This is a genomic window from Agrobacterium sp. 719_389 (assembly GCF_900188475.1).
Taxonomy (GTDB): Bacteria; Pseudomonadota; Alphaproteobacteria; order Rhizobiales; family Rhizobiaceae; genus Agrobacterium; species Agrobacterium radiobacter.
Map to the genome: position 1 here is coordinate 167,330 of NZ_FYEM01000003.1, position 26,627 is coordinate 193,956.

Annotated in this window: 30 protein-coding genes; 19 read left to right on the forward strand and 11 right to left on the reverse strand. The window is 59.2% G+C overall.

Features of this window, described 5'->3' with window-relative positions:
* Nucleotides 1–46: 46 nt before the first annotated feature.
* From CFB10_RS07695 to CFB10_RS07715, 4 genes are all read left to right on the forward strand, one after another.
* The gene (locus tag CFB10_RS07695; RefSeq protein WP_003524478.1) at nucleotides 47–496 is read left to right on the forward strand and encodes a DoxX family protein; all 450 of its coding nucleotides are present in this window, start codon (nucleotides 47–49) and stop codon (nucleotides 494–496) included.
* A 137-nt stretch (nucleotides 497–633) separates the two neighbouring features.
* Nucleotides 634–1,359: a type 1 glutamine amidotransferase gene (locus CFB10_RS07705; protein ID WP_020011159.1), complete on the forward strand. Its 726-nt coding sequence runs from the start codon at nucleotides 634–636 to the stop codon at nucleotides 1,357–1,359.
* Between the two features lie 58 nt (nucleotides 1,360–1,417).
* Nucleotides 1,418–1,606, forward strand: a complete 189-nt coding sequence (locus tag CFB10_RS07710; RefSeq protein WP_003507411.1) for a YegP family protein — start codon at nucleotides 1,418–1,420, stop codon at nucleotides 1,604–1,606.
* Nucleotides 1,607–1,784: 178 nt separating this feature from the next.
* A complete protein-coding gene (locus tag CFB10_RS07715) occupies nucleotides 1,785–2,897 on the forward strand; it encodes a GH25 family lysozyme (protein ID WP_026363816.1) in 1,113 nt (370 codons plus the stop codon).
* Nucleotides 2,898–2,900: 3 nt separating this feature from the next.
* On the opposite strand, the gene CFB10_RS07720 is transcribed toward CFB10_RS07715, so the two are convergent.
* Nucleotides 2,901–3,776 carry a DMT family transporter gene (locus CFB10_RS07720; protein WP_020011157.1) on the reverse strand — a complete coding sequence of 292 codons (876 nt, stop codon included), beginning with the start codon at nucleotides 3,774–3,776 and terminating at the stop codon, nucleotides 2,901–2,903.
* Between the two features lie 116 nt (nucleotides 3,777–3,892).
* Here CFB10_RS07720 and CFB10_RS07725 point away from each other — a divergent pair, with 116 nt between their 5' ends.
* Nucleotides 3,893–5,305: a PLP-dependent aminotransferase family protein gene (locus tag CFB10_RS07725; RefSeq protein WP_020011156.1), complete on the forward strand. Its 1,413-nt coding sequence runs from the start codon at nucleotides 3,893–3,895 to the stop codon at nucleotides 5,303–5,305.
* A gap of 72 nt (nucleotides 5,306–5,377) precedes the next feature.
* Nucleotides 5,378–5,695, forward strand: coding sequence for a hypothetical protein (locus CFB10_RS07730; RefSeq protein WP_003507415.1), 318 nt, complete (start codon nucleotides 5,378–5,380; stop codon nucleotides 5,693–5,695).
* Between the two features lie 75 nt (nucleotides 5,696–5,770).
* Here the strand turns inward: CFB10_RS07730 and CFB10_RS07735 are convergent, their stop codons facing one another.
* Nucleotides 5,771–6,229, reverse strand: coding sequence for an Rrf2 family transcriptional regulator (locus tag CFB10_RS07735; RefSeq protein ID WP_020011155.1), 459 nt, complete (start codon nucleotides 6,227–6,229; stop codon nucleotides 5,771–5,773).
* A 154-nt stretch (nucleotides 6,230–6,383) separates the two neighbouring features.
* Here CFB10_RS07735 and CFB10_RS07740 point away from each other — a divergent pair, with 154 nt between their 5' ends.
* The gene (locus CFB10_RS07740; RefSeq protein ID WP_020011154.1) at nucleotides 6,384–7,277 is read left to right on the forward strand and encodes an NAD(P)/FAD-dependent oxidoreductase; all 894 of its coding nucleotides are present in this window, start codon (nucleotides 6,384–6,386) and stop codon (nucleotides 7,275–7,277) included.
* On the opposite strand, the gene CFB10_RS07745 is transcribed toward CFB10_RS07740, so the two are convergent.
* Nucleotides 7,274–8,050, reverse strand: a complete 777-nt coding sequence (locus tag CFB10_RS07745; RefSeq protein ID WP_020011153.1) for an AraC family transcriptional regulator — start codon at nucleotides 8,048–8,050, stop codon at nucleotides 7,274–7,276. The genes CFB10_RS07740 and CFB10_RS07745 overlap by 4 nt on opposite strands.
* A gap of 94 nt (nucleotides 8,051–8,144) precedes the next feature.
* Between CFB10_RS07745 and CFB10_RS07750 the strand changes: the two genes are divergently transcribed.
* Complete coding sequence (locus CFB10_RS07750) at nucleotides 8,145–8,552, forward strand: DUF2000 family protein (RefSeq protein WP_020011152.1); 408 nt, start codon at nucleotides 8,145–8,147, stop codon at nucleotides 8,550–8,552.
* A gap of 68 nt (nucleotides 8,553–8,620) precedes the next feature.
* On the opposite strand, the gene lepA is transcribed toward CFB10_RS07750, so the two are convergent.
* The 3 genes from lepA to CFB10_RS07765 form a co-directional block, all read right to left on the reverse strand.
* Nucleotides 8,621–10,459, reverse strand: coding sequence for a translation elongation factor 4 (gene lepA / locus CFB10_RS07755; protein ID WP_026363815.1), 1,839 nt, complete (start codon nucleotides 10,457–10,459; stop codon nucleotides 8,621–8,623).
* Nucleotides 10,460–10,520: 61 nt separating this feature from the next.
* Nucleotides 10,521–11,390, reverse strand: a complete 870-nt coding sequence (locus CFB10_RS07760) for a carbon-nitrogen hydrolase family protein (RefSeq protein ID WP_020011150.1) — start codon at nucleotides 11,388–11,390, stop codon at nucleotides 10,521–10,523.
* Complete coding sequence (locus tag CFB10_RS07765; protein ID WP_026363814.1) at nucleotides 11,387–11,995, reverse strand: GNAT family N-acetyltransferase; 609 nt, start codon at nucleotides 11,993–11,995, stop codon at nucleotides 11,387–11,389. Before CFB10_RS07765 ends, CFB10_RS07760 begins: the two co-directional genes overlap by 4 nt.
* 72 nt (nucleotides 11,996–12,067) lie before the next feature.
* Here CFB10_RS07765 and CFB10_RS07770 point away from each other — a divergent pair, with 72 nt between their 5' ends.
* From CFB10_RS07770 to CFB10_RS07780, 3 genes are all read left to right on the forward strand, one after another.
* Nucleotides 12,068–12,469 (forward strand): ketosteroid isomerase-related protein, encoded by a 402-nt coding sequence (locus CFB10_RS07770; RefSeq protein WP_020011148.1) that lies wholly within the window; start codon nucleotides 12,068–12,070, stop codon nucleotides 12,467–12,469.
* A gap of 95 nt (nucleotides 12,470–12,564) precedes the next feature.
* Complete coding sequence (locus CFB10_RS07775; RefSeq protein ID WP_020011147.1) at nucleotides 12,565–13,140, forward strand: helix-turn-helix domain-containing protein; 576 nt, start codon at nucleotides 12,565–12,567, stop codon at nucleotides 13,138–13,140.
* A gap of 25 nt (nucleotides 13,141–13,165) precedes the next feature.
* Nucleotides 13,166–13,684: a GNAT family N-acetyltransferase gene (locus tag CFB10_RS07780; protein ID WP_020011146.1), complete on the forward strand. Its 519-nt coding sequence runs from the start codon at nucleotides 13,166–13,168 to the stop codon at nucleotides 13,682–13,684.
* Nucleotides 13,685–13,703: 19 nt separating this feature from the next.
* Here the strand turns inward: CFB10_RS07780 and CFB10_RS07785 are convergent, their stop codons facing one another.
* The gene (locus CFB10_RS07785) at nucleotides 13,704–14,777 is read right to left on the reverse strand and encodes a dienelactone hydrolase family protein (RefSeq protein ID WP_020011145.1); all 1,074 of its coding nucleotides are present in this window, start codon (nucleotides 14,775–14,777) and stop codon (nucleotides 13,704–13,706) included.
* Nucleotides 14,778–14,924: 147 nt separating this feature from the next.
* Here CFB10_RS07785 and CFB10_RS07790 point away from each other — a divergent pair, with 147 nt between their 5' ends.
* On the forward strand, nucleotides 14,925–16,019 hold the full coding sequence (locus tag CFB10_RS07790) for an AraC family transcriptional regulator (protein ID WP_020011144.1): 1,095 nt from the start codon (nucleotides 14,925–14,927) through the stop codon (nucleotides 16,017–16,019).
* Between the two features lie 6 nt (nucleotides 16,020–16,025).
* Here the strand turns inward: CFB10_RS07790 and CFB10_RS07795 are convergent, their stop codons facing one another.
* Together CFB10_RS07795 and CFB10_RS07800 are read right to left on the reverse strand one after the other, a co-directional pair.
* A complete protein-coding gene (locus CFB10_RS07795) occupies nucleotides 16,026–17,129 on the reverse strand; it encodes a TRAP transporter substrate-binding protein (protein ID WP_020011143.1) in 1,104 nt (367 codons plus the stop codon).
* Between the two features lie 178 nt (nucleotides 17,130–17,307).
* On the reverse strand, nucleotides 17,308–17,781 hold the full coding sequence (locus CFB10_RS07800; RefSeq protein WP_020011142.1) for a group III truncated hemoglobin: 474 nt from the start codon (nucleotides 17,779–17,781) through the stop codon (nucleotides 17,308–17,310).
* A 139-nt stretch (nucleotides 17,782–17,920) separates the two neighbouring features.
* Between CFB10_RS07800 and mbfA the strand changes: the two genes are divergently transcribed.
* Entirely contained in the window at nucleotides 17,921–18,904 is a 984-nt protein-coding gene (gene mbfA / locus CFB10_RS07805; RefSeq protein ID WP_020011141.1) for an iron exporter MbfA, read from the forward strand.
* 56 nt (nucleotides 18,905–18,960) lie between these two features.
* On the opposite strand, the gene CFB10_RS07810 is transcribed toward mbfA, so the two are convergent.
* The gene (locus CFB10_RS07810; RefSeq protein WP_020011140.1) at nucleotides 18,961–19,575 is read right to left on the reverse strand and encodes a transglutaminase-like cysteine peptidase; all 615 of its coding nucleotides are present in this window, start codon (nucleotides 19,573–19,575) and stop codon (nucleotides 18,961–18,963) included.
* A 118-nt stretch (nucleotides 19,576–19,693) separates the two neighbouring features.
* A complete protein-coding gene (locus CFB10_RS07815; RefSeq protein WP_020011139.1) occupies nucleotides 19,694–20,482 on the reverse strand; it encodes a carboxylesterase in 789 nt (262 codons plus the stop codon).
* Nucleotides 20,483–20,669: 187 nt separating this feature from the next.
* Between CFB10_RS07815 and infC the strand changes: the two genes are divergently transcribed.
* The 6 genes from infC (at nucleotide 20,670) to pheT (ending at nucleotide 26,624) form a co-directional block, all read left to right on the forward strand.
* Entirely contained in the window at nucleotides 20,670–21,206 is a 537-nt protein-coding gene (gene infC / locus CFB10_RS07820) for a translation initiation factor IF-3 (protein WP_078051391.1), read from the forward strand.
* A gap of 190 nt (nucleotides 21,207–21,396) precedes the next feature.
* Entirely contained in the window at nucleotides 21,397–21,600 is a 204-nt protein-coding gene (rpmI, locus tag CFB10_RS07825) for a 50S ribosomal protein L35 (protein WP_003493355.1), read from the forward strand.
* 40 nt (nucleotides 21,601–21,640) lie between these two features.
* On the forward strand, nucleotides 21,641–22,045 hold the full coding sequence (rplT, locus tag CFB10_RS07830; protein ID WP_003493358.1) for a 50S ribosomal protein L20: 405 nt from the start codon (nucleotides 21,641–21,643) through the stop codon (nucleotides 22,043–22,045).
* A gap of 177 nt (nucleotides 22,046–22,222) precedes the next feature.
* A complete protein-coding gene (locus CFB10_RS07835; RefSeq protein ID WP_020011138.1) occupies nucleotides 22,223–23,101 on the forward strand; it encodes a lipopolysaccharide kinase InaA family protein in 879 nt (292 codons plus the stop codon).
* Nucleotides 23,094–24,176 carry a phenylalanine--tRNA ligase subunit alpha gene (gene pheS / locus CFB10_RS07840; RefSeq protein ID WP_026363813.1) on the forward strand — a complete coding sequence of 361 codons (1,083 nt, stop codon included), beginning with the start codon at nucleotides 23,094–23,096 and terminating at the stop codon, nucleotides 24,174–24,176. The genes CFB10_RS07835 and pheS overlap by 8 nt, the downstream gene beginning before the upstream one ends.
* A gap of 24 nt (nucleotides 24,177–24,200) precedes the next feature.
* Complete coding sequence (gene pheT / locus CFB10_RS07845; protein WP_020011136.1) at nucleotides 24,201–26,624, forward strand: phenylalanine--tRNA ligase subunit beta; 2,424 nt, start codon at nucleotides 24,201–24,203, stop codon at nucleotides 26,622–26,624.
* Nucleotides 26,625–26,627 lie beyond the last annotated feature (3 nt).

The following is a 26,627-nucleotide window of genomic DNA, read 5'->3' on the forward strand; positions in this document are numbered from 1 at the left end:
GCTTTGCGAACAGAGAAGCTGTCGAAGGCTGAAACGTGGAGATCCTATGGCCCAGTTCGAGAATAATCGTCAGCGTCTTTTCGTTCCGGCGGTCGCACCGCTTTATAATGCGACGCATGATCTGGTAGAGACCATTCTGCGCGTCACGGCCGGGCTTCTTCTCGTCACCCATGGGTTCGGAAAGATCGTCAATCCTTTTGGTGCTGTCGGCATGGTGGAAAGCCTCGGCTTTTACCCCGGCGTCTTCTGGTCACCGCTGCTTGCCGCCACGGAATTTTTCGGCGGAATTCTGGTCGCTATCGGCCTGTTCACGCGGCCGGCATCCTTCGCGGCCATGATCGTCCTTCTGGTAACGGTTTATTTTCACGGCATCGTAAAGGCGGAAGGTCTGGGCGGCGCGGAAAAATCGATTCTTTGGGCCGCGATTTTCCTGTTCTTCGCCGTTCGCGGCGGCAACCGGCATTCGGCAGACGCCAAGCTGGCGCGTGAATTCTAGGGCGTATCAGGTCGGCTTATCCGCTATTGTCACACTGATGATGTAGCGGCTCTTGAAAATCGATTTTTCTCGTGGTGAAGCTGGATTCGATCGGCATTTCTGGCCGATTGGATCCTTTGTCGTCGCCACGAGGTTTTATGCGCGTTGCAATCATAGAAAACATGGCGGGTACACCGCATGGGCAGCTCGGCGTCGCACTGAAAGAAGCGGCGGCGGAAGTCCATATCATCCGCGCCTATGCGGGTGAGCCTCTCCCCAAGGATGCGGCCGACCATGATGCGCTTGTCGTTCTGGGCGGCGAACAGAACGCGCTCGACGATGCGCTTTATCCCTATCTCCCCGATCTTGCCCTTCTCATGAAAGCCTTTGGCGATGCGGACAAGGCAGTCATGGGCGTCTGCCTTGGCAGCCAGTTGCTGGCGCGCGCCTATGGGGGAGAGAATATTCTCTCCGGTCCACCGGAGTTCGGCTGGGAAGAGGTGTCCCTGACGGAAGAAGGCGGGTCCGATCCGCTATTGGCTGGGCTCGAAAAGACATTCCCCATTTTTCAGTGGCATTGCGATACATTTACGCTTCCGCCGGACGCCACGCGACTGGCGACCAATGGCGCGACGCGAAACCAGGCCTTTCGCATCGGCCGTGCGGTTTACGGCACGCAATTCCACTTCGAAGCCTCCGCTGCCGTGGTTGACGGCTGGTGTCAGACGTTCCCCACTTCCGTCGAAAGAATGTCTCCGGGATGGCTGGAGAATTATCGCGACCATCGCAGCTTGCGCGCAGAAATGGCCGATGCAGCCGGGCTGGAAATTGCCCGAGCCTGGGTACGCCTCATCCAGAGCGGCGATTTTCCGTTGCGAAAGTGATCGAGGCCAAACAAAGTTGCGACAGACGGACTATCGTGCGCAAGGAGGCGCAGAGATCATGTACAAATTCGAAATCTATCAGGACAAGGCCGGCGAATATCGTTTCCGCTTTAAAGCTTCCAACGGCGAAACGATGTTCTCCTCGGAAGGATACCAGGCGAAGGCATCGGCTATTCACGCGATCGAATCGATAAAGAGAAATTCTCCCGGTGCGGACACTGTCGACCTGACCGCCATGACGGCTTGAGCCGCGCCGCCGCGCGAGAACTCGAAGCGTTTCGCCTGCCAGAAATGACGGGCGCATCGGCAGGTGCCAACGTAAAGATAAGATTCAGTCTTTTTTGATAATCTTCCGTTAGCATTTGTATTTCGAGGTCTCCGGGCGGCATCAGAGTGCCCCCGATTTGTTTTGCGTACGGGTTCTCATGCGTTCATCGGCTATGCCAGCACTTCTCTTCGGTTGCCTCCTGCTTGGAGGCTGCACGTCCAGTTCCGGGCCGGAAAGCCTGATGGCCGGCTTGCCTTCGAAGGAAACGACGAGTTCCGTCACGCCATCCGCACCGGTGCCGCAGGCAGGCGTCGGCACCCAGGCCATCGCCGCCCAGCCGCGGCAGCAAGTTCTGGCATGGGGCGGGCCGGTGCCTGACGAACCCAAGGCCTTTTCCGCCGTCACCCCCAAGGCGTCGTTAACGCAGGATGCGCCAGAAATCCGTTTGCCGGTTCCGTCACAGGCGGCCGGAATGGTACGGCCCTCGGAGCGCCCCACGATCAACCAGATGGAGCGTCCGGTACAATTGGCCATGGCGGCGGCCCCGGCGGCAAGCGCCGGTGCTCAGATCCGCTCGCGCATTTTCCGCTCCAGCTTCAGTGATGCCAAGCCCATCAATTTCGGCAGGGTCCAGCCCCGTCATTTTCAGGTCCACGGGGTGGATGTATCCCGCTGGCAGGCCAATATAAACTGGCCGCAGCTGCGCACGCGCGGCGCCAATTTCGCCTTCATCAAGGCGACGGATGGCGGCGATCATCTTGATCCGATGTTCCGCACCAACTGGCGGCGTGCAAAGGAAGCCGGCATTCGCCGTGGCGCCTACCACTTCTTCTACTGGTGCCGCAACGCCAGCGAGCAGGCGGACTGGTTCATTCGCAATGTACCGCGCGATCCGGAAGCGCTGCCGCCTGTCATAGACGTGGAATATAACGGCGAATCGAGCTGCAAGATGCGTCATTCCCGCGAACGCGTGCTGGAAAAGATGCGCGTCTTCATGGACAAGCTCGAGCGCCACTACGGTCAGCGGCCGATCATTTATACGGCGCCGGATTTTTACAAGGATAACCTCCAGGGCGAATTCCAGGATTATCCCTTCTGGCTGCGCGCCGTCGCCCAGCATCCGTCGGTGGTTTATCCCGGTCGCAAGTGGCTGTTCTGGCAATATTCCGGTTCTGGCCTGTCGCATGGCGTCGATGGCCGTATCGATCTCAATGTCTTCAATGGCAGCGAAGACGCATGGCATCGCTGGGTTGATCGCCGCTCGAGTTGATGGTCAGCGCGCGAATTTTCGCGCGCCTGCAACACAAAGCACCACAACCAGCGTCACGCCGATCATTGCCGGGCTCACCTCCTCATGCAGCAGGGTGGCGGCAAGTGCGAGCCCGAAGAAGGGCTGAAGCAATTGCAGCTGCCCCACGGCGGCGATGCCGCCCAGGGCCAGCCCGCGATACCAGAAGATAAAGCCAATCAGCATGCTGAACAGGGAAACATAGGCAAGGCCAGCCCAGGCCTGCGGGTCTATGCCGGCAAGCGTTTCCGGCCCGGTGAAAATGGCAAGCGGCAGCATCACCGGCAGGGAAAGAACCAGCGCCCAGGAAATGACCTGCCAGCCGCCCAGCTTGCGGGAAAGGGCGGCACCCTCTGCATAACCGAGCCCGCAGACGATGATTGCGCCAAGCATCAGAAGATCGCCGGCAAGTGAGGCCTCGATCCCGGCGGCAAAAGAATTCGAGAGCGAAAAACCCGCAACAAGCGCACTGCCGAGACAGGAAAAGAACCAGAAGACCGGGCGTGGGCGTTCTCCGCCGCGCAGCACCGCAAAGATCGCGGTTGCGAGCGGCAGCAGTCCCACGAAAACGATGGAATGCGCCGAGGTGACATGCCGCAAGGCGAGCGCGGTCAATAGCGGGAAACCCACCACGACACCAAGCGAGACGATGAAAAGCGATGTCAGGTCATTGCGCGCCGGGCGCTTTTGCCTGAACAGAAACAACAGCGCCAGCGCCAGCAGGCCGGCAATGCTGGCGCGGGCGACGGTGAGGAACACGGGATCGAAACCCGTTACCGCGATGCGCGTTGCGGGCAGCGAACCGCTGAATATCACCACGCCTGTCAGGCCGCTCAGCCAGCCGCTCGTCGTCTTGTCCATCGTCAACTCCTGCGTTTTGCCTTTCTTGATCCCGAATGGCTGGCGGGAACAGCGACAATCATATACAATTTCAACAAACTGTTATGGTTTCATGAGCGGTACAGTTGGAGGGAATCATGGACGGGCAGGTCGCTGTCGGCACGCGCATAGAAAAGGTGATGGCAAGCGTTCGGCAACGCATCGCCTCGCGCAGCCTCGTGCCGGGCGCGCGCCTTCCATCGGTGCGGGCTCTGGCGAAGACCATGCAGGTCTCCACGTCCACCATCGTCGAGGCCTACGACCGACTTGTGGCGGAGGGTACGATAAGCTCGCGTCCCGGCTCCGGTTTTTTTGTTTCGGGTCCGCTTGCGCCCCTTTCGCTCGCCGATATCGAACCGCAGCTCGACAGGGCGGTGGATCCCTTATGGGTTTCGCGGCAGGCGCTGGATGAAAGTTCCGTTCTCGCCAAACCCGGTTGCGGCTGGCTTCCCGTATCGTGGATGCCGCAGGAGGCATTGAGGCGGGCCATGCGCGGGCTTGCCCGCGCCGACGCCGCCCTGCTGACGGATTATGGCAGCCCGATGGGGCTGTTGCCGCTACGCCAGCTTCTGTCGCGCCGGCTGGCCGAACACGGGGTGCAGGCGGGCGCCAGCCAGATCATGCTCACCGACTCCGGCACGCAGGCGATCGATCTTTTGTGCCGTTTCCTGCTGCAGCCGGGGGATACGGTTGTTGTTGATGACCCCTGTTACTTCAATTTCCACGCCCTCCTGCGGGCGCATCGGGTGAAGATCATCGGCGTACCCTATACGCCAACCGGACCGGATTTAGCGCTGTTCGAACAGGCGCTGAAAGACCATCAGCCCCGTCTTTATATCACCAATTCCGCAATCCATAATCCGACAGGTGCAAGGCTTTCCGCCGTTTCCGCCCATCGGCTGCTGATGCTTGCCGAACAGGTGGGGCTAACCATCATCGAGGATGATATTTTTGCCGATTTCGAAACCCAGGCTGCGCCCCGGCTGGCCGCCTTCGATGGTCTGAACCGTGTCGTCCAGATAGGCAGTTTTTCAAAAACACTGTCGGCCTCCATACGGTGCGGTTTCATTGCAGCACCTGTCGCGTGGGTGGAAGCCCTGACCGATCTCAAGATCGCCACCGCTTTTGGCGGAACGCATTTTTCGGCGGCGCTGGTCCTCTCGCTTTTGACCGACGGCAGTTACCGCAAGCATGTCGAGGCACTCAGGCAGCGTCTTGCGGCGGTAATGCCGGAGGCGGCGTCACGTCTGAAGTCGATTGGATGTGTGCCGTGGATCGAGCCGCATGCGGGTATGTTTTTGTGGTGCCGCCTGCCGGATGGGAGCGATGCCGCCGATGTTGCGCGCCGGGCGCTTTCGCGGCAGGTGGTGCTGGCCCCCGGAAATGTGTTCAGCTCGTCGCAGAGCGCCTCCGGTTTCATGCGTTTCAATGTGTCGCAAATGGCAGATCCGCAGGTCATGACAGTGCTGGCGGAGGCACTTCAGCAAGGGCCCGAACCTCGTCGGTTGTAAGCGCTCTGGACGGAATCGGAACAAAATCCCGTGAACGTCGTTTTCTCCGCAGAATGAAGAGGAGGAAATACCATGACATTCGATCCCAACAACCCGCGTCCGGACCGCGATCTTCGTCCGGAAGTGAATATCAGCAATGAACCGCGTGCCCGCACGTCGTCGTCCTGGGTGCCGTGGTTGGCGATCATCGTTGTCGTTCTGGTAGGCGTTTTCGCCTGGTCGCAGATGAGCGGCCCGACCACCGATCCGGCTACGACATCCTCCACCACGCCGCCAGCGGCAACGGATCAGGCGCCGGCGCCGATGGCTCCGACCACTCCGGCAACACCGCCTGCGAACAATACCGCACCGGCAAGCCCGACTACCGGCGGCACGCAGACCCAGCCGTAATGGGCTTACTGATATGATAAAACCGCCTGCCTCTGCGCAGGCGGTTTTTCTTTGCAAGGGCGCCGCCGCCCGTCGTTAGAGCCTTTCCATGGCGGAAGGGTCGTTGGAAAGATTGGACCAGCGGCTGATCGATTCCTGTGCCAGTTGCGAGAGGGCAATGCTTCCGAAACGGGAGAGCAGAATGTTTTCCGCCTCTTTCATGGCGTCAAAAAGCGCCGTGTTGACGGCCTGTTCGATGACGCAGTTCGGATTGTCGCCTGCAAGCCCGATCGAGAACAGTTCCGGTGCACCGAGCGCCCGGTAAATATCGAGCAGCGTGATGTCGGTGAGCGGCCGCGCCAGCACCCACCCGCCGCCATGGCCTTTTTCCGACGATACATAACCATGCTCGCGCAAGCCGGCCATGGTTCTGCGCACCACCACCGGATTGGTCTGAAGCATCGCCGCAATGCTCTCGGAGGTCGCGGCGCCCTCATGTTTTTCCATATGGATCAGAATATGCAGCACCCGTGAAAGGCGCGTGTCGTGTCTCATTGCTCAAATCCGTCTGTTTGCATCGACGCTACCACCTTCGAGATGACGTAACAATATAAGTTGCGTGACCATTGACTCCCAAAATCATGTAACAATATAAGTATCGTGAAATGAACGGGCACTTCCGCCTCTCTCATAAAACGATGGGTGCATCATGAAATTCGACGTCATCATTATCGGCGGCAGTTATGCCGGCCTCTCAGCCGCCCTGCAGCTTGGACGCGCCAGAAAAAACATTCTGATGGTGGATGCCGGTGAACGGAGAAACCGTTTCGCCAACCATTCCCACGGTTTTCTCGGCCAGGACGGCAAGGCGCCAGGCGAGATTATCGCCGAGGCGCGCCGCCAGATCGAACGTTACCCGACCATAAAATGGGCCGAAGGCAGGGTGACCGATGCCGAAGGCTCCTTTGGTGATTTTGCAATCGAGATCGATGGCAACCGCCGTGAGACTGCGGATCGGCTCATCCTCGCCATGGGTGTCACCGATGAATTGCCTGGTATCGCGGGGCTGAAAGAGCGTTGGGGCTCTTCGGTCTTCCATTGCCCCTATTGTCATGGCTACGAGCTAAATCAGGGAAAGATCGGCGTTATCGCCGCCTCACCGCTGGCCATTCACCACGCATTGATGCTTCCTGACTGGGGCGAGACGACCTTTTTCACCAACGGCATATTCGAGCCGGATGCGGACCAGCAAATGCTGTTGGCAGCGCGCGGCGTCCAGGTGGAAACAACCCGCATCAGGGAAATTGCGGGCCGTGCGGATGTCGTTCTGGCAGATGGACGCAGCATTGCCCTGGCCGGCCTTTTCACCCAGCCGACATTGCGGATCACCGCCGACTGGATCGAAAAACTCGGCTGCGCGGTGGAGGAGGGGCCGATGGGATCAACCATCGTCACAGACCCGATGAAGCAGACCACCGCCCGAGGCATCTTCGCCTGCGGCGATGTGGCAAGACCCGCCGGCTCGGTCGCCCTTGCGGTGGGCGACGGCGCGATGGCGGGCGCTGCAGCTCACCGGTCGATCCTCTTTCCGGAAATGCTCTAGGGTGAGACGAGGTTCAGCCAGCGGCCCGGAGGCATGCCGAAGGCGTTTTTGAAATGCCGGGTGAAATGTGCCTGATCCGCAAAACCACAGGCAAAGGCCGTTTCGGCAAGGCCCGTTCCCGCGCGCATCATCTCTTTGCATTTCTGCAGCCGCCGCATGATGAGATAACGGTGCGGGCTCGTGCCGAAAAGGCAACGAAAGTGCCGGAAAAGCGTGAAGCGGTCGAGCCCGCTTATCCGTTCCAGTTCTTCAGAACCGACGGTGTCGGCGCTATTCTCCAGCAGATAGTCCCGGCATCGCAGAACGGCGATGCGGTCAATCCGCTTGATGGTTCTGGCGCTTCCGTTTGAATGTTTCCAGAGCAGATCCGCCAGTCTCGATTGCCAGTCGGTGAGAAGCAGACTGTCCGGTTCGCCTTCGAGATTGCCCAGTGCCTCGATGAGGCATTGCCGGAATTCTTCGTCCTCGATGATGGCATTACGGGCAAAGGGCAGCGCGTTACATCCCGCTTCCATCATTTTTTCCGGCGGAAGGTAAAGCATGCGATAGTGCAGGCCTTCGTCGGTGCCCGCGCCACCATCGTGAACCTCGTCGGGATGCAGGACGATGACATTTCCCGGCATGCTGAAATGCGAAGTGCCGCGATAGGAAAATGTCTGGACGCCGGAAAGCGTGACGCCAATTGCATAGGTATCATGGCGATGCGGCGCATAGGCGTTACCGTGAAAGCGCGCGTCTATGCGTTCTATGCCCTCGCTGGAGGGCGCCTGCACGATCCCCTCCAATTTGCACGAACGTTCAAGATCACCGACGCCCCGAGGCGCTAGGATCGCTTCTCTTTCGTAACCACAGCCAGATTGAGTTCGCATGTTTGATACCAAGATTGCCGTCATCCTTCGCGATGACCTTGCCGTGTGGCAAAAACTGAACGTCACCGCATTCCTCATGTCCGGGATCGTGGCCCAGACCAAGGAGATCATTGGAGAACCATACCGCGACGGGGCAGGCAACGTCTATAATCCCCTGTCCATCCAGCCTATTGTCGTCATGGCCACGGATCAGGAAGCGTTGCGTAAAATCCACCAGCGATCCCTCGAGCGCGACGTCACGACATCGCTTTATATCGAGGAAATGTTTGCCACTGGGCACGACGTCGCCAATCGCCAGGTATTCTCGGAGTTTTCTCCTGACAACGCCAAGGTGGTCGGCATGGCGCTGAGGGCCGACAAGAAGATCGTCGACAAGATCACCAAGGGCGCGAAGCTGCACGCGTGATTGGACCTTAAAACGCAAAAGGGAGGCTGTAGGCCTCCCTTCAAGAGCGATGGCAATGTGATTGCCGCTTATTCGTCGTTCATCTTCAAAGCGGCGATGAAGGCTTCCTGCGGAATTTCCACCTTGCCGAACTGGCGCATGCGCTTCTTGCCTTCCTTCTGCTTGTCCAGAAGCTTGCGTTTGCGCGTTGCGTCGCCGCCGTAGCACTTCGCCGTCACGTCCTTGCGCAGCGCGCGCACGGTTTCGCGGGCGATGACCTTTCCGCCGATGGCCGCCTGGATCGGGATCTGGAACATGTGCGGCGGAATGAGTTCCTTCAGCTTTTCGCACATGCCGCGCCCGCGCCGGTCGGCCGCCGAGCGGTGAACCAGCATGGAGAGCGCATCAACAGGATCGCCATTGACGAGGATCGACATCTTGACGAGATCGCCTTCGCGATAGTCGATGATGTTGTAATCGAACGAGGCGTAACCCTTGGAGATGGATTTCAGGCGGTCGTAGAAGTCGAACACCACTTCGTTGAGCGGCAGTTCATAGGTGATCATCGCCCGGTTGCCGACATAGGTCAGCTCCGTCTGCAGGCCGCGCCGGTCCTGACAGAGTTTCAGGATGCCGCCGAGATATTCGTCCGGCGTCATGATCGTCGCCTTGATCCACGGCTCGCGGATTTCCTTGATCTTCACCACGTCAGGCATGTCGGCCGGGTTGTGAAGTTCCTTCTCCGTGCCATCGGTCAGCGTCATTTCATAGACGACCGACGGGGCAGTGGCGACGAGGTCGAGATTGAACTCGCGCTCGAGGCGTTCCTGAATGATTTCGAGATGCAACAGGCCGAGGAAGCCGCAACGGAAACCGAAACCGAGGGCGGCAGACGATTCCATTTCAAAGGAGAAGGAAGCGTCGTTAAGGCGAAGTTTGCCCACCGCCGCGCGCAGGTCTTCGAAGTCGGCCGCATCGACCGGGAAGAGACCGCAGAACACCACGGGCTGTGCTGGCTTGAAACCGGGCAGCGCCTGCGCCGTCGGGCGCTTGTCGTCGGTGATGGTATCGCCGACGCGCGTATCGGCGACTTCCTTGATCGAGGCGGTGATGAAGCCGATCTCGCCGGGGCCGAGGCTGTCGACATTGACCATCTTCGGGGTCAGCACACCGACGCGCTCGATGCCGTATTTCGCGCCTGAACCCATCATGCGGATCTGCTGGCCCTTGCTCAGCACGCCATCGATGACGCGCACGAGAACCATGACGCCGAGATAGGTATCGTACCAGCTATCAACCAGCAGCGCCTTCAGCGGCCCGTTTTCACCGACTTCGCTTTGCGGCGGCGGCAGGCGATTGACGATGGCTTCCAGAACATCGGGAATGCCAAGCCCGGTCTTCGCCGAAATCATCACGGCGTCGGAGGCGTCGATGCCGATCACTTCTTCGATCTGCTCCTTGATGCGGTCGGGTTCGGCCGCCGGCAGGTCGATCTTGTTGAGCACGGTGACCAGCTCGTGATTGTTGTCGATGGCCTGATAGACGTTGGCGAGCGTCTGGGCTTCCACGCCCTGCGATGCGTCGACCACCAGCAGCGAGCCTTCGCAGGCCGAAAGCGAGCGGGACACTTCGTAGGCGAAGTCGACATGGCCGGGCGTGTCGATGAGGTTCAGCACATAGGTCTCACCGTTATTCGCCTTGTAGTGCAGGCGAACGGTCTGGGCCTTGATGGTGATGCCGCGCTCGCGCTCGATATCCATCGAATCGAGAACCTGTTCCGACATGTCGCGTTCGGCAAGACCGCCCGTCGACTGGATCAACCGGTCGGCCAGCGTCGATTTGCCGTGATCGATGTGGGCAACGATCGAGAAGTTGCGGATATGGTCCAGGGGCGTGCGGGTCGAATTTGTGCTCATGTCCCGCGCTATAGCAGGGGCTTCTCATGCCGCAAAGCGGGAATTTGGTTAAAAGCCTTTTAAAATGGGCTTTTTAGATCGCAAATTGCTCTGGCCAGTCGCGGCGGGTGGCAACCTGCCCTTCGGTGCGGAGCCTTGCAACGGCGGCAAGATCGATGTCGGCGATCAGCAGCGAGCTTTTTGTCACCACATCACTCTCACTTTCCGCAATGATGCCGGATGCCGGCATGCCGTAGTCCGAAGGTACATAGAGGGCGGCGCGGCCGCGATTTTCATCAACCGCAGGAGACCACGGGGCCTCGCCCGCGGTGGGGGAGGAGAGGATGGCATATTGGTTTTCCAGCGCCCGCGCCTGCGCGCCAATCCGCACCCGGTAAGCACCCGCCAGCGTGTCGGTGCAGCTGGGGGCGAGAACGAGTTCGACGCCAAGCTCCGCCAGCCTGCGACTCAGCATCGGGAACTCGTTGTCGTAGCAGATGAGAATGCCAAGCCTGCCGATCGGCGTCTCGAAGGCTTTCAGCCCCTCGACGCCCGCATGAATGTGCCATTGCTCCCGCTCGAAGCGGGTCATGATCTGCTTGTCCTGATAGCCGATCAACCCGTCCGGGCCGAACAGCCATGCACGGTTACGGAACTTGCCGTCGGGGTCCTTCACCGGCGCGCTGCCCGGCTGGAAGAGGATTTGATGTTGCCGCGCCAGTTCCTCGCAAAGCTCCACCCAGGAAGGGATCAACGGCTGTATCTCTTCGATGGAACGGTGCAGATCGGAGCGCGCGGCGGGTGGCAATTGCCCAGTCAGCGCCATGGCCGAATATTCAGGAAGCAGCAGCAACTCAGCGCCTTTTTCCTTCGCCTCGCGAACAATGGCGGAGAGATGGGCGGCATAAGCCTCCCATGTCTCGATCAGCTCGATGGCATATTGGCTGGCGGCGAGGCGTGTCATTTGTCTCCATCTCCTGCACCAATGGTTTTCATCCAGAAGGACAGGGGTTTCGGGCTCTCGGCGTTCTCGTCGAGGTCCTGCCATGTGAAGCTGGTACGCAGTTCAGGGTGATGGCGGTAACCGCGCTTTTCCCAGAAGGCGTCGAGCGGCACGTAATCCGCCGGCCGGCGGGGATGGTCGGAGGGCCGCTCGACAGCGCAGAAGGTGCAACGGTTAAAGGCGAGCCTCTTTGCATGCGCCTCCCGCTCCTCGAAGAAGCGCACGCCTATCCCGTGACCGCGATAGCCGGGCAGCAGCACGCTTTCACCGAAATAAAATATCCGGTCCGGATTGTAGCCCGCTTCGGCAAACGGTGCTTTCACCTCATCGGTCTCTGCCGCCATCGGCATGCCGGTGGACATGCCGACCACTCTGGCGTCATCGAGCGCCAGCACGAAGACCGCACCGTCCGTATCGGCATAGGTCGCGAGATATTTGCGTTCGTAATCCAGCGAGCCGTCATAGAGGTAGGGAAAAGCGCGAAACACCTCGATCCGCAGGCGCGCGAGATCATCGAAATAGGGTGTGGCGTCAATGCCGGAAAGAGACTTGATTTCGACGGTCATGGGCATTTCACTTTCGGTTGCACTGGTTATACCGTCATGGAAAACCCGCGCAAGCATTGAACGGAGAAGACGATGACCGCTGCCGACACCATCCGCGCCTATTATGATGCCTTTAACCGTCAGGACATGGATGCCTTTCTGGCGCTTCTTCACGATGAAGTGGTGCACGACATTAATCAGGGCGAGCGCCAGACCGGCAAGGCCGCCTTCGCCTCCTTCATGGATCACATGAACCGCTGCTATAAGGAAAATCTCACCGATATGGTGATCATGACGAGCGGTGACGGCAAACGTGCTTCCGCCGAATTCATCGTTAATGGCGAATATCTCAAGACCGACGAGGGATTGCCCGAGGCGAATGGTCAGACATATGTGCTGCCGGCCGGCGCCTTCTTCGACCTCAAGGATGGAAAAGTTAGCCGAGTAACGAACTACTATAATCTGAACGACTGGATTGCCCAGGTTGGTGCCTGAGACGTCCATTTGCCGCGGAGCAACCGGTGGCAAAGACGATGATGATTTCCATTATCAGGGATATTGACTCCATCATATAAGAATGAAATTCTCATATGATGGAAAACGAAGATCATATTCTTGAACGCTCTATCGGCGAGCGGATCAAAACATTGCGGGCTGAAAACGGCCTAACGCTGGACAGGCTTGCGTCTGAATCCGGCGTCAGCCGCGCCATGATTTCCCGCATCGAGCGCGGGGAGGCGAGCCCAACCGCGTCGCTGCTCGCCCGCATCTGCGCGGCCCTTGGCCTGTCGCTCTCCGGTTTCTTCGCCGAAAACGAAGAGGCTGTTTCTCCGCTCATGAAAAAACGTGACCAGCAACTCTGGAAAGATCCAGAGACCGGTTATGTCCGCCGTGCCGTCTCCCCGCCGCGTGTGGGTTCCGATGTCGATATCGTTGAGGTGGAATTTCCGGCCGGAGCGCGCGTCGGTTTTCCGCCGCATGCGGCAAGCCGGGGGATGACGCAATATGTCTGGCTTTTCGAAGGGGTTCTGGAAATGACGAGCGGCGGAAACATTCACCGGCTGGAGCCCGGCGATTGCCTTTTCATGCCGGTGGGAGAAGGGCACGTCTTCCACAATCCTTCCGAAAAACCTGCCCGTTACGCTGTCGTGCTGGATCAAAGATAGCGCTGATTTCCCCATAGGAGTTTTTATGGTCACCATCCGCGTGTTGAACCGGCAAGAGACGATCGACGCACTGCCTGAACTCTGCGAAGTTCTCGCCGCCTGCGTGAACGGCGGCGCTTCCGTCGGCTTCATGTTGCCCTTTTCGCCGCAAGACGCCGAACCCTTCTGGCGATCCGTGGCTGAAACAGTGGGCGAGGGGGCGGCCATTCATGTGGCGGCGGAGGTGGATGGCACGGTGGTGGGCACTGTGCAGATCGGCCTTGCGTCAAAGCCCAATCAGCCGCATCGCGGCGATCTGATGAAGCTTCTCGTGCATCCATCTGCGCGGGGCCTCGGACTTGCCCGCATGCTCATGCAAAGGGTGGAGGAAGAGGCAGCGAAACGTGGCCGTACCCTTCTGGTGCTGGATACGGCCACGGGTAGCGATGCCGAGGCGATTTATCCTCGCCTCGGCTGGGAACGGGTCGGCGTTATTCCCGATTACGCGCTGTTTCCGGATGGTCGCTTTTGCGGCACCACCCTGTTCTACAAGCGGATCGGCTAGTTTTTTCAGACTTGCCGTCTCACTGGCCCGGCTTCAGCATACGGTTGAAGGCGGTAACAATCATCGTCTCCAATTGTGCGTGAATATCGGCGCGGTTCCGTGGTCCGGTCGGCTCGCAGATCGGGTCGCGCTCGCCGATGGATTTGAGGAACGCATCGGCATCCGGCTTGCACAGCGGCAGGAAGCTGAAATGATTGGCGTCATCCACCTGCTGGTAGGTCGCGCCGGGTACGTCGTCCGCGAGTTTATCCGCAAGCACAGCCGGCGGAATTTTGCCCTTGCTGCCGAGATTGATGAAGGTCAGCGGAATATCGATCTCTTTCAGACTGTCCGGTTTGAAGGCCAGCGCCAGGCCGGGATCGATCAGTACGGCGGAACGGATGCGGGGATCGCGGTTCTGCTGCTCGAAACGGACCTTGTCGAGGGTTCTGAGATCAAGCTTCGGCACGCTGACCGGCTCATTGTTGAGATAACCCCGGCCGCCAGCAAACCATTGGCAATCCATCATCGTGGCATGGTCTTCGCAATAGCGCGCATAGGCATCGAGATCGGCGCGCGCACCTGCAATTTCCATCGCCGCGCTGCCGCCCAGCGAAAAGCCGAGAACGCCAATCATCTTCGTGTCGATAGCATTCGACCATTTTCCCTCTGCCGTCAGGGCCGTAACGATCGTGGAGAGATCGCCCGTTCGCTCCCAGATTTTCGGCGTATCGGTGGGCGTGGAATCGCCGCTGGTGGTGCCGGGATGGTTGGTTCCGGCGACAATGAAACCTTCGCTCGCAAGTTTTGCGGCGATCCATGCCATGCCGGACGCTCTTGAACCCGAGCCGTGGGACAGAATTACAAGCGGCAGGCGACCCGGTTTCACCGCACCATCCTTGAACACGGGAGCGCCTTGAAAAATCCGGTCCTCACCGGAAAACGTCTGTGTGCCCTTTCCGTCGGATGGATACCAGACGGTGACGGCAAGGTCCTTGCTGCGTGCTGGCGAATGGATGGCGGTTTCGCTGACGCCGACCGCCTCGCCTGCAAAAACAGGCTGGGTGACGAGAGCGGAAAACAGTATGGTCGTGATGGTGCTGACAGGGCGCATGAAAACCTCGTGCGGCGATTGGGAAGAACAGTATTCAATCTGCGCCGCCACGTATTTTTCGCGTCCTTGATCACGTTAAAGGTCGTCCCGAAACGCGATCTGGTCCATGAACTGGCAATAAGTCGTTGTGTTCCGGAGATATCATCCTTGCTGTTCATTCCGCTGCCTTTCGTCGTTGCACTTCTGCTGGTTGTCATGTTCATCGTTTTCCTTCGAGGTGGAGACGATGCGCGGACCAACCGGGCATTTCTGGCGCTGATCGTGCTTTGTGCCGTGCAATCCGTCCTTGTCGGCCTGCGCTGGGGGTATGGCGTCATCGAAACGCGCTATGTTCTGCCGATCCTCGCAGCCTGCCTGCCGCCGCTCGTCTACATTGCCTTTCGCGGACTGATGGGAGTGGCGGTGGAAAGCAGGAGAGCAATGCTCGCCAATCTCGTCCTGTCGCCTTTGCTCATTGTCCTCATGGAATTCACCTGGCCGATGGCGATCGATCTTGCGCTGATCGTCATCTTCGTCGGCCACGCCGTCGCCCTGCTTCTTCTGGGAAGAAAGGGACCGGATGGGCTGGATGAGGCGCAATTCGCGAGCGTCGCCTCGGCGCACCGGGCGCTGATTATCGCCGCCATAGCCCTGTGCGTCTCCGCCCTGTTCGATCTTCTGGTGTTTTTCGATTTTGAATGGGCGCATGGGCAAAATGTTGCAGCGCTCGTCAGCAATGCCAATCTTTTCGGATTGTTGTTGATTGGTCTCATGGCCGCATTGGCTGGCGAGAGCAAGGCACCGCAAACGGCCATGGATCCGGCCGCGGAATTGCCGCCGCCGCCGGAGCCGTCCGAGCAGGACCGGGACATCATTGCAAGGGTCGATCGGCTGATGGCGGTGCAGGCGCTTTACCGCGATGAGAACCTGAACCTGTCGCGGCTTGCAAGACGTCTCGGGCTGCCGAGCCGGCAGATATCAGGCGCGATCAATCGCTCGCTCGGCGTCAATGTCTCGCAATATGTCAACCAGCTGCGCATCCGCGAAGCGTGCAGGCTGCTGGAGGAGACGGAGCAATCGGTGACGGCGATCATGTTGTCCTCCGGCTTTCAAACTAAATCCAACTTCAACCGCGAATTTCGCCGCGTCACCGGCATGAGCCCGGTCGACTGGCGGGAGCGTGAAGTGTGGAAACTGGTCTCGCCAAACAAAACGGCCACCCGGCAGATGCCGGATGACCGTTTGAAGATAGTCGGGAAATGATGAGGATCAGAGCGTGCCGTTGCGCTGCTGGATCATCATGTAGGTGTCATAGGTATATTCGGCGATCTGCGCCCAGAGATAGGCGTCCTTCTTGAAGGCCTGCTGGCTCTCGTAGATATTCTTGAAGCTCTCGTTCTTGGCCGAAATCTCCGCATAGGTGTCCTGCGCCGCCTTATGGCAGACGTCGAGGATTTCCTGGCTGAAGGGTCGCAGGATAGCGCCCTGCGCCACGAGTTCCTTCAGAGCCTTCGGATTGCGCGCATCGTAGCGCTCCAGCATGCTGGCGCTGCCGGCGGCGCAGGCGTCTTTCAGGATGCGCTTGTAGTTTTCAGGCAGCTCGTTGAACTTCTGCAGGTTGACGAAAGCATGCACGGCCGGGCCGCCTTCCCACCATGCCGGGTAATAGTAATATTTCGCGACCTTGTAGAAACCGAGCTTCTGGTCGTCATAGGGGCCGACAAATTCGGTGGCGTCGATCGTGCCCTTTTCCAGAGCAGCATAGACATCGCCGCCGGCGATCTGCTGCGGTGTCACGCCAACCTTCTGCATGACCTGGCCGGTCAGGCCGGCAATACGCATCTTCAGGCCTTTGAGGTCGTCGATGGTGTTGATTTCCTTTCGGAACCAGCCGCCCATCTGGGCACCGGTATTGCCGAGCAGGATCGAGTAGATATTGTGCTGCGCAAGAAATTCATTCAGCAGCTCGTTGCCACCGGCCTGGTTGAACCAGGCATTCGTCTGGCGTGCGTTAAGGCCGAAGGGAACCGATGTTCCGAGCGCGAAGGTCGGGTCCTTGCCCACGTAATAATAGGAGCAGGTGTGCGCCATTTCGACGGTTCCTGCCGTCACCGCATCCGCTGCCTGCAGCGCCGGCACGATTTCACCGCCGGCGAAATGCTGAATGACAAAGTTGCCGCCCGACGCTTCCTTGACATGATCCGCAACGATCTGGCCCGCGCCGAAAAGAATGTCGAGGCCCTTGGTGAAGGACGACGTCATGCGCCAGGTGATCTTGGGGTTTTCCTGTGCAATGGCCGGAGCGGCCAGCGCCGTTGCGGTAACACCGGCGCCAACGGCGCCCGCCTTGCGGATAAATGATCTGCGATCCATGTCGATAAGCCCTGATATGTCTGCATATTACAGGCGAACCGCACGGTACGCCTCCCGCCGGCTACTAAACATTTATCCCTGCGGCCATCAAGAGGGAATGTTTGAAACCTGCGTGATCTTACGCACGGCTTGGCAATTGTTGCTTGTATCGTCCTTTCGCTGTTCGGCGCGGCTGCGGCTAGGGCGTGCTGCGCTTTAAGGCCGGGTCATCCAGTGCAGGATTGTAAAACAGCGAAAGCGTCAGGCTTCTGGCGATGCGCTGTGCCGTTTCCATGAACCAGTCGTGGGCCTCTTTGTTTGGCGCAATATCATCAAGCGTGGCGGAAAACAGCGTGAGCCACTGCGGAAAAAGCTCCGCCGACATGCCTTTTACCCCGAGATGGGCCTGTACGGGCTTGCCGCCATAACCGCCATTCTTGAAGGCGACGGCCGTCCAGAACTGTTTCATCCTGGCCATATGCTCCGGCCAGCGCCCGGCGAGCCGCGCATCAAAAACCGGGCCAAGCGTGGGGTGTTCAAGAACGCGGCCGTAGAACGTTTCCACCAGCCGGTCGATGAAACCGGCATCCACGCCGATTTCCGCCATGGCTTTTTCCGCCCTGTCCTGAATTTCCGCGCTGTGGGCGGCTCTCGCCGCAACGTCTTCCTGCATGGTGTTTCCTTTTCCGCGAATTTACCCCGCTGCGATGCGGCCTGCAATGCGACCCTTTGCCTTATTAGAATTATTCTAAGATGGCTTGATCTCGGCAAGGTGCGGATGTATTTAGAATTATTCTAAAAAGGTTTCAGCCATGTTTCGCAGTCTTTTTTCCCTGTCCAAGCGTCCCTTTTCCTCTCTCGGCGAACAGGAAATCCTCGCACTCGCCATTTCGTCCGAAGAAGACGATTCCCGCATCTATCGTTCCTATGCCGATCATCTGCGCGTGCAATATCCGCAATCGGCCAAAGTCTTCGACGATATGGCGGAGGTCGAGCAGCAGCATCGAAATGTTCTGATCGACATGCACCGTCGCCGTTTCGGTGAGACGATCCCGCTGATCCGCCGAGAACATGTACGCGGTTTTTACGAGCGCACCCCGGACTGGCTCGTGAAGAACCTGTCGCTCGAGAAAATCCGTGAGCAGGCCGAATTGATGGAAGCACAGGCGATCCGTTTTTACGATGAGGCCGTCAAGCGCACCAGCGATGCCTCGACGCGCAAGCTGCTCGGCGATCTGGCCGAGGCGGAACGGGGCCACGAAGACATCGCGCAGATGCTGGAAGAAAAACATCTTGATGAAAATGGTCGGACGGAAGAGGAGGAAACCGCAAAGCGGCAGTTTCTTCTGACCTATGTGCAGCCCGGTCTCGCCGGTCTGATGGATGGCTCCGTCTCGACGCTCGCACCTATATTTGCGGCCGCCTTTGCGACACAGGATACGTGGCAGACCTTTCTCATCGGTCTTTCCGCCTCCGTCGGTGCGGGTATCTCCATGGGCTTCACCGAGGCCGCCCATGATGACGGGAAGCTTTCGGGTCGCGGTTCTCCGGTAAAGCGGGGTCTGGCCTCAGGCATCATGACGGCCATCGGCGGTCTCGGCCATGCCTTGCCCTATCTCATTCCGCATTTCTGGACAGCAACGGCGATTGCGGCCGTCGTCGTTTTCGTGGAACTGTGGGCCATAGCCTTCATTCAGAACCGCTTTATGGAAACGCCGTTCCTGCGCGCGGTGTTTCAGGTGGTCCTCGGCGGCTCACTGGTGCTGGCGGCCGGCATTATCATCGGCAACGGATGAAAAAAGAAAGAGCCCGCGATGGCGGGCTCTTGATCTGTCAAACGTTGAGCCAAGTGTCAGCGCAATGCGCCAACCAGAATGTCGCGACCATCTTCGATGGAGACCCAACGGCCCGTATTGAAGGACGCCTGTCGCTTCAGATAGGTGTAGTTGGTGTCGGTCCAGAGCTTCACGTCGTCGGTGAGGTTGTCGAGAATATAGTCGCCATCAGTGGTGCGAAGCGTCAGCACCGCATGGCCTTCGCCGTCAGGCTTGCGCACGACGGTGATCAGCAGATCGGCAACGGAAAAACCGCGCTCGACCAGCTTCTTGCGCTTCAGCAGCACGAAATCTTCGCAGTCACCGGCGGTCGTCGGATATTCCCAGACTTCGTCCTTGCCGTAGATTTCCTGGTCGGTCATCGCCACGATCGTGGTGTTGACGGACGTATTGACCTCGCGAATGACGTCCCAGCCATAATCCGTGACGCGCGGCGGCGGTGTAGCCTTGCTGCGAATGTTGCATTCGTCGGCATATTTCTGACAGAACTCATAATGGCCGATCGGCTGGGAGGTGATCCCGCCCGTCACCATGGAAGGGCTTCCCTTGGTTTCCGCGGTAGCGGAGGCAGCAGTCATTAGCCCGGCGGCAACTGCAAACAGCAGCGCACGCGCCAGCGGTGCGTTCATCATGAAACCCGTCCCTTAATTCTTAACGAAAAGTTAAGAGGGATAGGGGGCTTGAGTCAATCGCTAGCGATCGGCGGCGCGCAAGACTCGTCGAATATGGTTAAGAGCGTTGCGCAAATGCCTATATTGCAAGGGCTTTGACGGCCGCGAGCATCCGCTCGATATCCTGTGGCCGGGAAAGCCGGTGGTCGCCGTCGCGGATCAGCGTCAGCACGACGTCGTCGGACGGAAGATGTTCGAGAAGCTTCAGCGCATGCTGATAGGGGACATCGGGGTCGCGCATGCCCTGCAGGATGTGAACGGGGCAGCCGGTGGTGATGATGCCCTGCAACACACGGTTCTGCTTTCCGTCCTCCATCAGCGCACGGGTGAAGATGTTGGGTTCGGGGCTGTATTCCGAGTGTTCCTCGAAATAACCTTTTTCCGAGAGAGAGGTTTTTTCCGCATCCGTGAGGCTGGGCTCTATCAGCTCCGCGGTGAAATCGGGCGCCGGCGCAATGAGGACCAGGCCGGCAACGGAGGGCGCGCCGCCCGCCTTGCGCAGTTCCTCGACCATGCGCAGAGCAATCCATCCCCCCATGGAGGAGCCGACGAGCACGACGCGCGACGGCGCCTTTGCACGCACCACGGCAAGCGCCTCTTCCAGCCAGCGGGAAATCGTGCCTTTCCTGAAGTCGCCGCCGGAAGCGCCGTGGCCGGAATAGTCCAGGCGGAGGCAGGCAAGGTCGTTTTCCGCCGCGAAGCGATCGAGTTCAACCGCCTTGGTTCCGGTCATGTCGGAACGATAGCCGCCGAGCCATACCAGCATTGGCGCATTCTCGCCCGAAACCGCCGGGCGATGGAGGAAAGCGATTTCGCGGCTGTCGTTGTCGGGGCCGACGCGCAGGAATTCAGCGGCTTGTTCGGTCATGTATATGCAATTCTCCTGATTTTGGTGCAACAACGGCGGCGTATTTGCAAAAACCGTGACAACAGGTGATCTTTTCGGGCAGATATGCTATTGACTTCGCCACAGCAATAACGACATTTCCGCCGCTTGTACCAAACAAGCTGTTTTTTGCTGACGTGATCCAGAAACAGATCAGGAGAATACGACCATTCGCAGACCTTTCAAAGCCGATGCCCCCGTCAAGGAGGGGCCGCGCTCCAACCGGGAAATTCGGGTTCCCAGAGTTCAGCTTATTGATGAAGAGGGCCAGAACCTCGGTAGCATGCCGACGGATCAGGCTTTGAAACTGGCGGAGGAGGCCGGTCTCGATCTCGTTGAGATTTCGCCGAACGCTGAACCGCCGGTATGCAAGATCCTCGATCTCGGCAAGCTGAAGTACTCGACCCAGAAAAAGGCCGCTGAAGCGCGCAAGAAACAGAAGATCGTCGAAGTTAAAGAAATCAAGATGCGCCCGAACATCGACACGCATGACTATGACGTGAAGATGAAGGCGATGGGCCGTTTCTTTGACGATGGCGACAAGGTGAAGGTAACGCTGAAGTTCCGCGGCCGTGAAATGGCCCACCAGGAACTCGGCATGAAGCTTCTCCTCCAGGTGAAGGAAGACACCCAGGCGATTGCCAAGGTTGAAGCCGAGCCGAAGCTGGAAGGCCGTCAGATGATGATGGTTCTCGCACCGAAATAATCTTTTTACGCGTTCACATCACTGGCGCGTATCCCACCGCAAGGGGAAATTCTCATTCCCCGTTGCGCTTTTAGCCGACTGCGGTTATAAGCGCGCGTCCGAACGGTCCGGCAGGGCATGCCGTGGCCGTTCCTGAATAGCTTGAAATAGGCCTCGTCTGCCTGTTTCGATACAAAAACGGAGTAGCAAAATGCCCAAGATGAAGACGAAGTCCGCTGCAAAGAAGCGGTTCAAGATCACCGCCACCGGCAAGGTTGTTGCAGCCGCCGCCGGTAAGCGCCACGGCATGATCAAGCGTACCAACAAGTTCATTCGCGACGCGCGTGGAACCATGGTTCTCGCCGAAGCTGACGGCAAAAAAGTCGTCAAGAACTACCTGCCGAACGGTCTCTGAGACTTTTCCGCACTTTTGGACACTTTAAGGAGATCATGACATGGCACGCGTAAAACGTGGCGTAACTTCCCGCGCCAAGCACACCAAGACACTCAAGGCAGCCAAGGGCTTCTACGGCCGCCGCAAGAACACCATCCGCGCAGCTAAGGCTGCCGTGGATCGTTCCAAGCAGTACGCTTACCGCGACCGCAAGGTCAACAAGCGCAACTTCCGCGCTCTGTGGATCCAGCGTATCAACGCTGCTGTTCGCGAATTCGGCCTGACCTACGGCCGCTTCATCGACGGCCTGAACAAGGCTGGCATCGAAGTCGACCGAAAGGTTCTGTCCGACATGGCTATCCATGAGCCGGCAGCATTCGGCGCGCTCGTCGAAGCAGCGAAGAAGGCGCTTGAGTACCTCAAGGATGCTGGTACGGCCAACGAGTTTGAAACCGCTGTAAAGTAATTACGGCGCGGACAATCTGTTGTTCATTTGAAACCCGCGCCGGTCCTCCGGCGCGGGTTTTCGTTTTTGGGAATTCACGGCAGTTCCTAAAGGGCGTGCAAGCACCTTGCGTACGGATCAAAGAAAAAGGGTGGAGCATCTGGCCGGGTTTCGGTCGGCAAATTCCTGGGGGTAAAAATGGTGGTTGCCGCAAGCGAAGCGGAAAAAGTGAAGGGTTTCCACGTCCATCTTGAAGATGGCGATATCGCGGCCCTGATGCAGGCTCTGCTCAAGAGCGAGCGACGGGTGCAGAAACTCGAGCTCTCCACAACGACCGTCTGGATCAAGCGTCAGGGTACGGAAACGCCGTCCTGGTGGATAAAGCTGCAGACCTTTCTCGCCAAACTGCTGCCCTACACCTTCATGCGACCTTCTCCGCCGCTTGACGGCGCAGGCCTGATGCGCCGCGAACTTGAAACGCTTCACGCCTTCAAGGCCCGGGGTTTCCTTGTGCCGCCAGTCATCTATTCCTCGCTGACGGCGGTCGTGCTGGGAGATGTCGGCCCGACCGTGATGGAGCGCATGGACGCGATGAAGGTCGCGACGCCCGTGGAACATGATGCCTTGCTGGTGAAATCCGCTGAAGCGCTCGGCGAGTTGCATGCGGCGGGCCTTTGCCACGGACGGCCGCATGTGCGCGACTTCTTTATCCAGGATGGGCGCATAGGCTTTATGGATTTCGAGGAACGCCCGCAGGAGGTCATGCCGCTTGAGACGGCGCAGGCCCGCGATATCTGGCTGCTGTTTTTACAGGTCGCGACCCGAGCCTGCGATGCGCCGAAAACCTGCGATGCGGCCTTTGCCCGCTGGCGCGAAAACGCCCCGCCCCGGGCACTTGAAGAATTGTGCCGTTTGACCGGCATTCTGGGGCGATTTTTACCGCTTGCCCGGTTGATCGGGCGCGTGCGGATGGGTAGTGATCTGCGACGCTTTATCATGGCGACCGACTATCTGATGAATGCTGTGAACCCCGAAGCCGCTCTCAAAAAAACCGGCAAGGCAGGAAAAGATGACTGAACTTGATACCTTGAAATCGCAATTGATGTCGGAGATCGCCACTGCTGCCGATGAGCCGGCCATCGAGGCCGTGCGCGTCTCCGCGCTCGGCAAGAAGGGCTCGGTTTCGGAGCTTTTGAAGACGCTGGGATCGATGACGCCGGAAGAGCGCCAGACCCGGGGCGCTGCCATCAACCAGCTGAAGACCGAAATCACCGACCTCATCGGTGAGCGCAAAAATGCGTTGAAGGATGCCGCCATCGCTGCGCGCCTGAAGGCGGAAACTGTGGATGTCAGCCTGCCGGTCCGCCAGTCTCCTGCCGAGCGCGGCCGCATTCATCCGATTAGCCAGATCGTCGATGAAATCACCGCGATCTTTGCGGATATGGGCTTCTCGATCGCCGAAGGTCCGGATATCGAAACGGACTATTACAACTTCACGGCGCTGAATTTCCCCGAAGGCCATCCGGCCCGCGAAATGCACGACACCTTCTTCTTCCAGCCGGATGAAAACGGCGAGCGCAAGGTGCTGCGCACGCACACCTCGCCGGTGCAGATCCGCACCATGGAAAGCCAGAAGCCGCCGATCCGCATCGTCATTCCCGGCAAGACCTACCGTCAGGATTCCGACGCCACCCACTCGCCGATGTTCCATCAGGTCGAAGGCCTTGTCATCGACAAGAAGGCGCATGTCGGCAATCTGCGCTGGATTCTGGAAGAGTTCTGCAAGACATTCTTCGAGGTCGACAGCGTCGTCATGCGCTTCCGCCCGTCGTTCTTCCCCTTCACGGAGCCGAGCTTCGAGGTGGATATCCAGTGCGACCGCTCCGGCCCCATCGTCAAGTTCGGCGAAGGCAAGGACTGGATGGAGATTCTCGGCTGCGGCATGGTGCACCCGAACGTGCTGCGCGCCGGCGGGCTGGATCCGGATGAATATCAGGGCTTTGCCTGGGGCATGGGCCTCGACCGCATCGCCATGCTGAAATACGGCATGCCTGATCTGCGCGATTTCTTCAACGCCGATGTCCGCTGGATGAACCATTACGGCTTCCGCCCGCTCGACATGCCGACGCTGTTCGGCGGTTTGAGCGTTTAATCCGGTTAGCCAAGGAGCAAAGACATGAAATTCACTCTTTCCTGGCTGAAAGAGCATCTCGAAACGGATGCAACGCTGGACGAGATTTGCGGACGGCTGACGGCAATTGGCCTTGAGGTCGAGGACGTGGACGACAAGGCTGCCTATAAGCCTTTCGTCATCGCAAAGGTCGTTTCCGCCGAGAAACATCCCGAGGCCGACCGCCTCAAGGTGCTGATGGTGGACGCCGGCGACGGTAAGCCGGTTCAGATCGTCTGCGGCGCGCCGAATGCGCGCGCCGGCCTCGTCGGTGCGCTCGCTCGTCCCGGCATGTATGTTCCGGGCATCGATGTGACGCTGGCCGTCGGCAAGATTCGCGGTGTCGAAAGCCACGGCATGATGTGCTCTGAAAAGGAGCTGAACATTTCCGACGATCACGACGGCATCATCGATCTGCCGGAGGATGCGCCTGTTGGCACTTCCTTCGCATCCTATGCTGGCCTCGATGATCCGGTCATCGAGATCAATCTTACGCCAAACCGCCCGGACTGCACCTCGATCTACGGCATCGCCCGTGATCTCGCCGCCTCCGGTCTGGGCAAGCTGAAGACGAAGCCTGCGCCGGCCTTCAAGGTCGAAGGCGCAACGCCGGTCACTGTGAAGCTGGAACTGGATGACGCGGCGCTTTGCCCCGGCTTTTCGCTGCGCATCGTTCGCGGCGTGAAGAACGGCCCGAGCCCGAAGTGGATGCAGCAGCGCCTGATGGCGATCGGCCTACGCCCCATCAATGCGCTTGTTGATATCACCAACTACATGACCTTCGATCAGGGCCGGCCGATGCACGTCTTCGATGCGGCCAAGGTCAAGGGCGATCTGACGGTTCGCCGTGCGAAAGAGGGTGAGACGATCCTTGCGCTCGACCAGCGCGAATACAAGCTCGGCCCGAACAATGTCGTCATCGCTGACGAAAAGGGCCTCGAGTCGATCGGCGGCGTCATGGGCGGCGAACATTCCGGCTGCGACGAAAACACCGTTGACGTGCTGATTGAGTCCGCTCTCTGGGATCCGATCAACATCGCCAAGACCGGCCGTTCACTCGGCATCATCACCGATGCGCGTTATCGTTTCGAGCGAGGCGTCGATCCGGAATATATGGTCCCGGGTCTGGAACGCACCACCGAACTGGTTCTGGAACTGTGCGGCGGCGTTGCCGGCGAAGCCAAGGTTGTCGGTTACAAGGGCCATCAGGCCAAGGTCGTGGATTTTCCGCTAGCGGAAGTGAAGCGCCTGACGGGTCTGGAAGTCTCGGCGGAAGAGAGCCTCACCATTCTCAAAGGCCTCGGTTTTGGTGTCGAGGGAACCGACGAACGCGTGTCCGTCACCGTGCCGTCCTGGCGCCCGGATGTTGATGGCAAGGCCGATCTGGTCGAAGAAGTCATGCGCATCCATGGCGTCGACAATATCAAGCCGGAACCGCTGGAAAGCTTCGGCGCGGTCAACGGCCGCATCCTGACGACGCTGCAGATCCGCACCCGCACTGCGCGCCGTGCCTTGGCAAGCCGTGGCATGCTGGAAGCCGTCACCTGGTCCTTCATTCCGGAAGCGCAGGCGAAGCTTTTCGGCGGCGGTTCCCCCGCCCTGAAACTGGCCAACCCCATCGCGGCCGATATGTCGGACATGCGTCCTTCGCTGCTGCCGGGCCTTCTGACTGCCGCACAGCGCAATGCCGACAAGGGCTATGGTGACGTCGCGATCTTCGAGGTCTCCGGCACCTATGAGGGTGATACGCCGGAAACCCAGCGTCGCGTGGCTGGCGGTGTTCGCCGTGGCACGGCCTCGCTCGCAGGCAGCGGCCGCATGTGGTCCAATGCTGTGAAGGGCGGCGGCAAGCCCGTGGATGTCTACGACGCCAAGGCCGATGCGCTGGCGGTGCTCGAGGCCTGCGGCCTGCCCATGGCCAATGTGCAGATCGAGGCTGGCGGCCCCGGCTGGTATCATCCCGGCCGTTCCGGCACCATCAAGATGGGTCCGAAGGTCGTGCTCGGCTATTTCGGCGAATTCCACCCGAAGACGCTGTCCGAGCTGGATGTTTCCGGCGCCTATTGCGGTTTCGATATCTATCTCGACGCCATGCAGGAGCCGAAGAAGAAGGCGACCCGCACCAAGCCAGCACTTGAGCTTTCGCCCTTCCAGGCGGTCAAGCGTGACTTCGCCTTCGTGGTCGACAAGTCGGTAGAGGCAGGAGCCATCATCAAGGCCGCAACGAGCGCCGATCGCAAGCTGATTACCGGCGTTAATGTCTTCGATATTTTCGAGGGCGCATCGCTGGGCGAAAACTGCAAGTCGGTGGCCATCGAAGTCCAAATCCAGCCGGTCGACAAGACGCTGACCGATGAGGATTTCGAAGCGCTGACAGCCAAGATCGTCGGCAATGTCGAGAAATCGACGGGCGGCGTTCTGCGCGCCTGAAAG

Excerpts from the sequence above, each read along its gene's own strand:
- pheS (WP_026363813.1), top strand. The coding sequence starts at position 23,094 with ATGACTGAACTTGATACCTTGAAATCGCAATTGATGTCGGAGATCGCC.
- rplT (WP_003493358.1), top strand. The coding sequence starts at position 21,641 with ATGGCACGCGTAAAACGTGGCGTAACTTCCCGCGCCAAGCACACCAAG.
- pheT (WP_020011136.1), top strand. The coding sequence starts at position 24,201 with ATGAAATTCACTCTTTCCTGGCTGAAAGAGCATCTCGAAACGGATGCA.
- CFB10_RS07750 (WP_020011152.1), top strand. The coding sequence starts at position 8,145 with ATGTTTGATACCAAGATTGCCGTCATCCTTCGCGATGACCTTGCCGTG.
- CFB10_RS07765 (WP_026363814.1), bottom strand. The coding sequence starts at position 11,995 with ATGACCGTCGAAATCAAGTCTCTTTCCGGCATTGACGCCACACCCTAT.
- CFB10_RS07710 (WP_003507411.1), top strand. The coding sequence starts at position 1,418 with ATGTACAAATTCGAAATCTATCAGGACAAGGCCGGCGAATATCGTTTC.
- CFB10_RS07705 (WP_020011159.1), top strand. The coding sequence starts at position 634 with ATGCGCGTTGCAATCATAGAAAACATGGCGGGTACACCGCATGGGCAG.
- CFB10_RS07740 (WP_020011154.1), top strand. The coding sequence starts at position 6,384 with ATGAAATTCGACGTCATCATTATCGGCGGCAGTTATGCCGGCCTCTCA.
- rpmI (WP_003493355.1), top strand. The coding sequence starts at position 21,397 with ATGCCCAAGATGAAGACGAAGTCCGCTGCAAAGAAGCGGTTCAAGATC.
- CFB10_RS07715 (WP_026363816.1), top strand. The coding sequence starts at position 1,785 with ATGCGTTCATCGGCTATGCCAGCACTTCTCTTCGGTTGCCTCCTGCTT.
- CFB10_RS07735 (WP_020011155.1), bottom strand. The coding sequence starts at position 6,229 with ATGAGACACGACACGCGCCTTTCACGGGTGCTGCATATTCTGATCCAT.
- CFB10_RS07730 (WP_003507415.1), top strand. The coding sequence starts at position 5,378 with ATGACATTCGATCCCAACAACCCGCGTCCGGACCGCGATCTTCGTCCG.
- CFB10_RS07720 (WP_020011157.1), bottom strand. The coding sequence starts at position 3,776 with ATGGACAAGACGACGAGCGGCTGGCTGAGCGGCCTGACAGGCGTGGTG.
- CFB10_RS07810 (WP_020011140.1), bottom strand. The coding sequence starts at position 19,575 with ATGATGAACGCACCGCTGGCGCGTGCGCTGCTGTTTGCAGTTGCCGCC.
- mbfA (WP_020011141.1), top strand. The coding sequence starts at position 17,921 with ATGTTTCGCAGTCTTTTTTCCCTGTCCAAGCGTCCCTTTTCCTCTCTC.
- CFB10_RS07835 (WP_020011138.1), top strand. The coding sequence starts at position 22,223 with ATGGTGGTTGCCGCAAGCGAAGCGGAAAAAGTGAAGGGTTTCCACGTC.
- CFB10_RS07695 (WP_003524478.1), top strand. The coding sequence starts at position 47 with ATGGCCCAGTTCGAGAATAATCGTCAGCGTCTTTTCGTTCCGGCGGTC.
- CFB10_RS07800 (WP_020011142.1), bottom strand. The coding sequence starts at position 17,781 with ATGCAGGAAGACGTTGCGGCGAGAGCCGCCCACAGCGCGGAAATTCAG.
- CFB10_RS07780 (WP_020011146.1), top strand. The coding sequence starts at position 13,166 with ATGGTCACCATCCGCGTGTTGAACCGGCAAGAGACGATCGACGCACTG.
- CFB10_RS07795 (WP_020011143.1), bottom strand. The coding sequence starts at position 17,129 with ATGGATCGCAGATCATTTATCCGCAAGGCGGGCGCCGTTGGCGCCGGT.
- CFB10_RS07725 (WP_020011156.1), top strand. The coding sequence starts at position 3,893 with ATGGACGGGCAGGTCGCTGTCGGCACGCGCATAGAAAAGGTGATGGCA.
- CFB10_RS07770 (WP_020011148.1), top strand. The coding sequence starts at position 12,068 with ATGACCGCTGCCGACACCATCCGCGCCTATTATGATGCCTTTAACCGT.
- CFB10_RS07785 (WP_020011145.1), bottom strand. The coding sequence starts at position 14,777 with ATGCGCCCTGTCAGCACCATCACGACCATACTGTTTTCCGCTCTCGTC.
- CFB10_RS07775 (WP_020011147.1), top strand. The coding sequence starts at position 12,565 with ATGATGGAAAACGAAGATCATATTCTTGAACGCTCTATCGGCGAGCGG.
- CFB10_RS07815 (WP_020011139.1), bottom strand. The coding sequence starts at position 20,482 with ATGACCGAACAAGCCGCTGAATTCCTGCGCGTCGGCCCCGACAACGAC.
- CFB10_RS07760 (WP_020011150.1), bottom strand. The coding sequence starts at position 11,390 with ATGACACGCCTCGCCGCCAGCCAATATGCCATCGAGCTGATCGAGACA.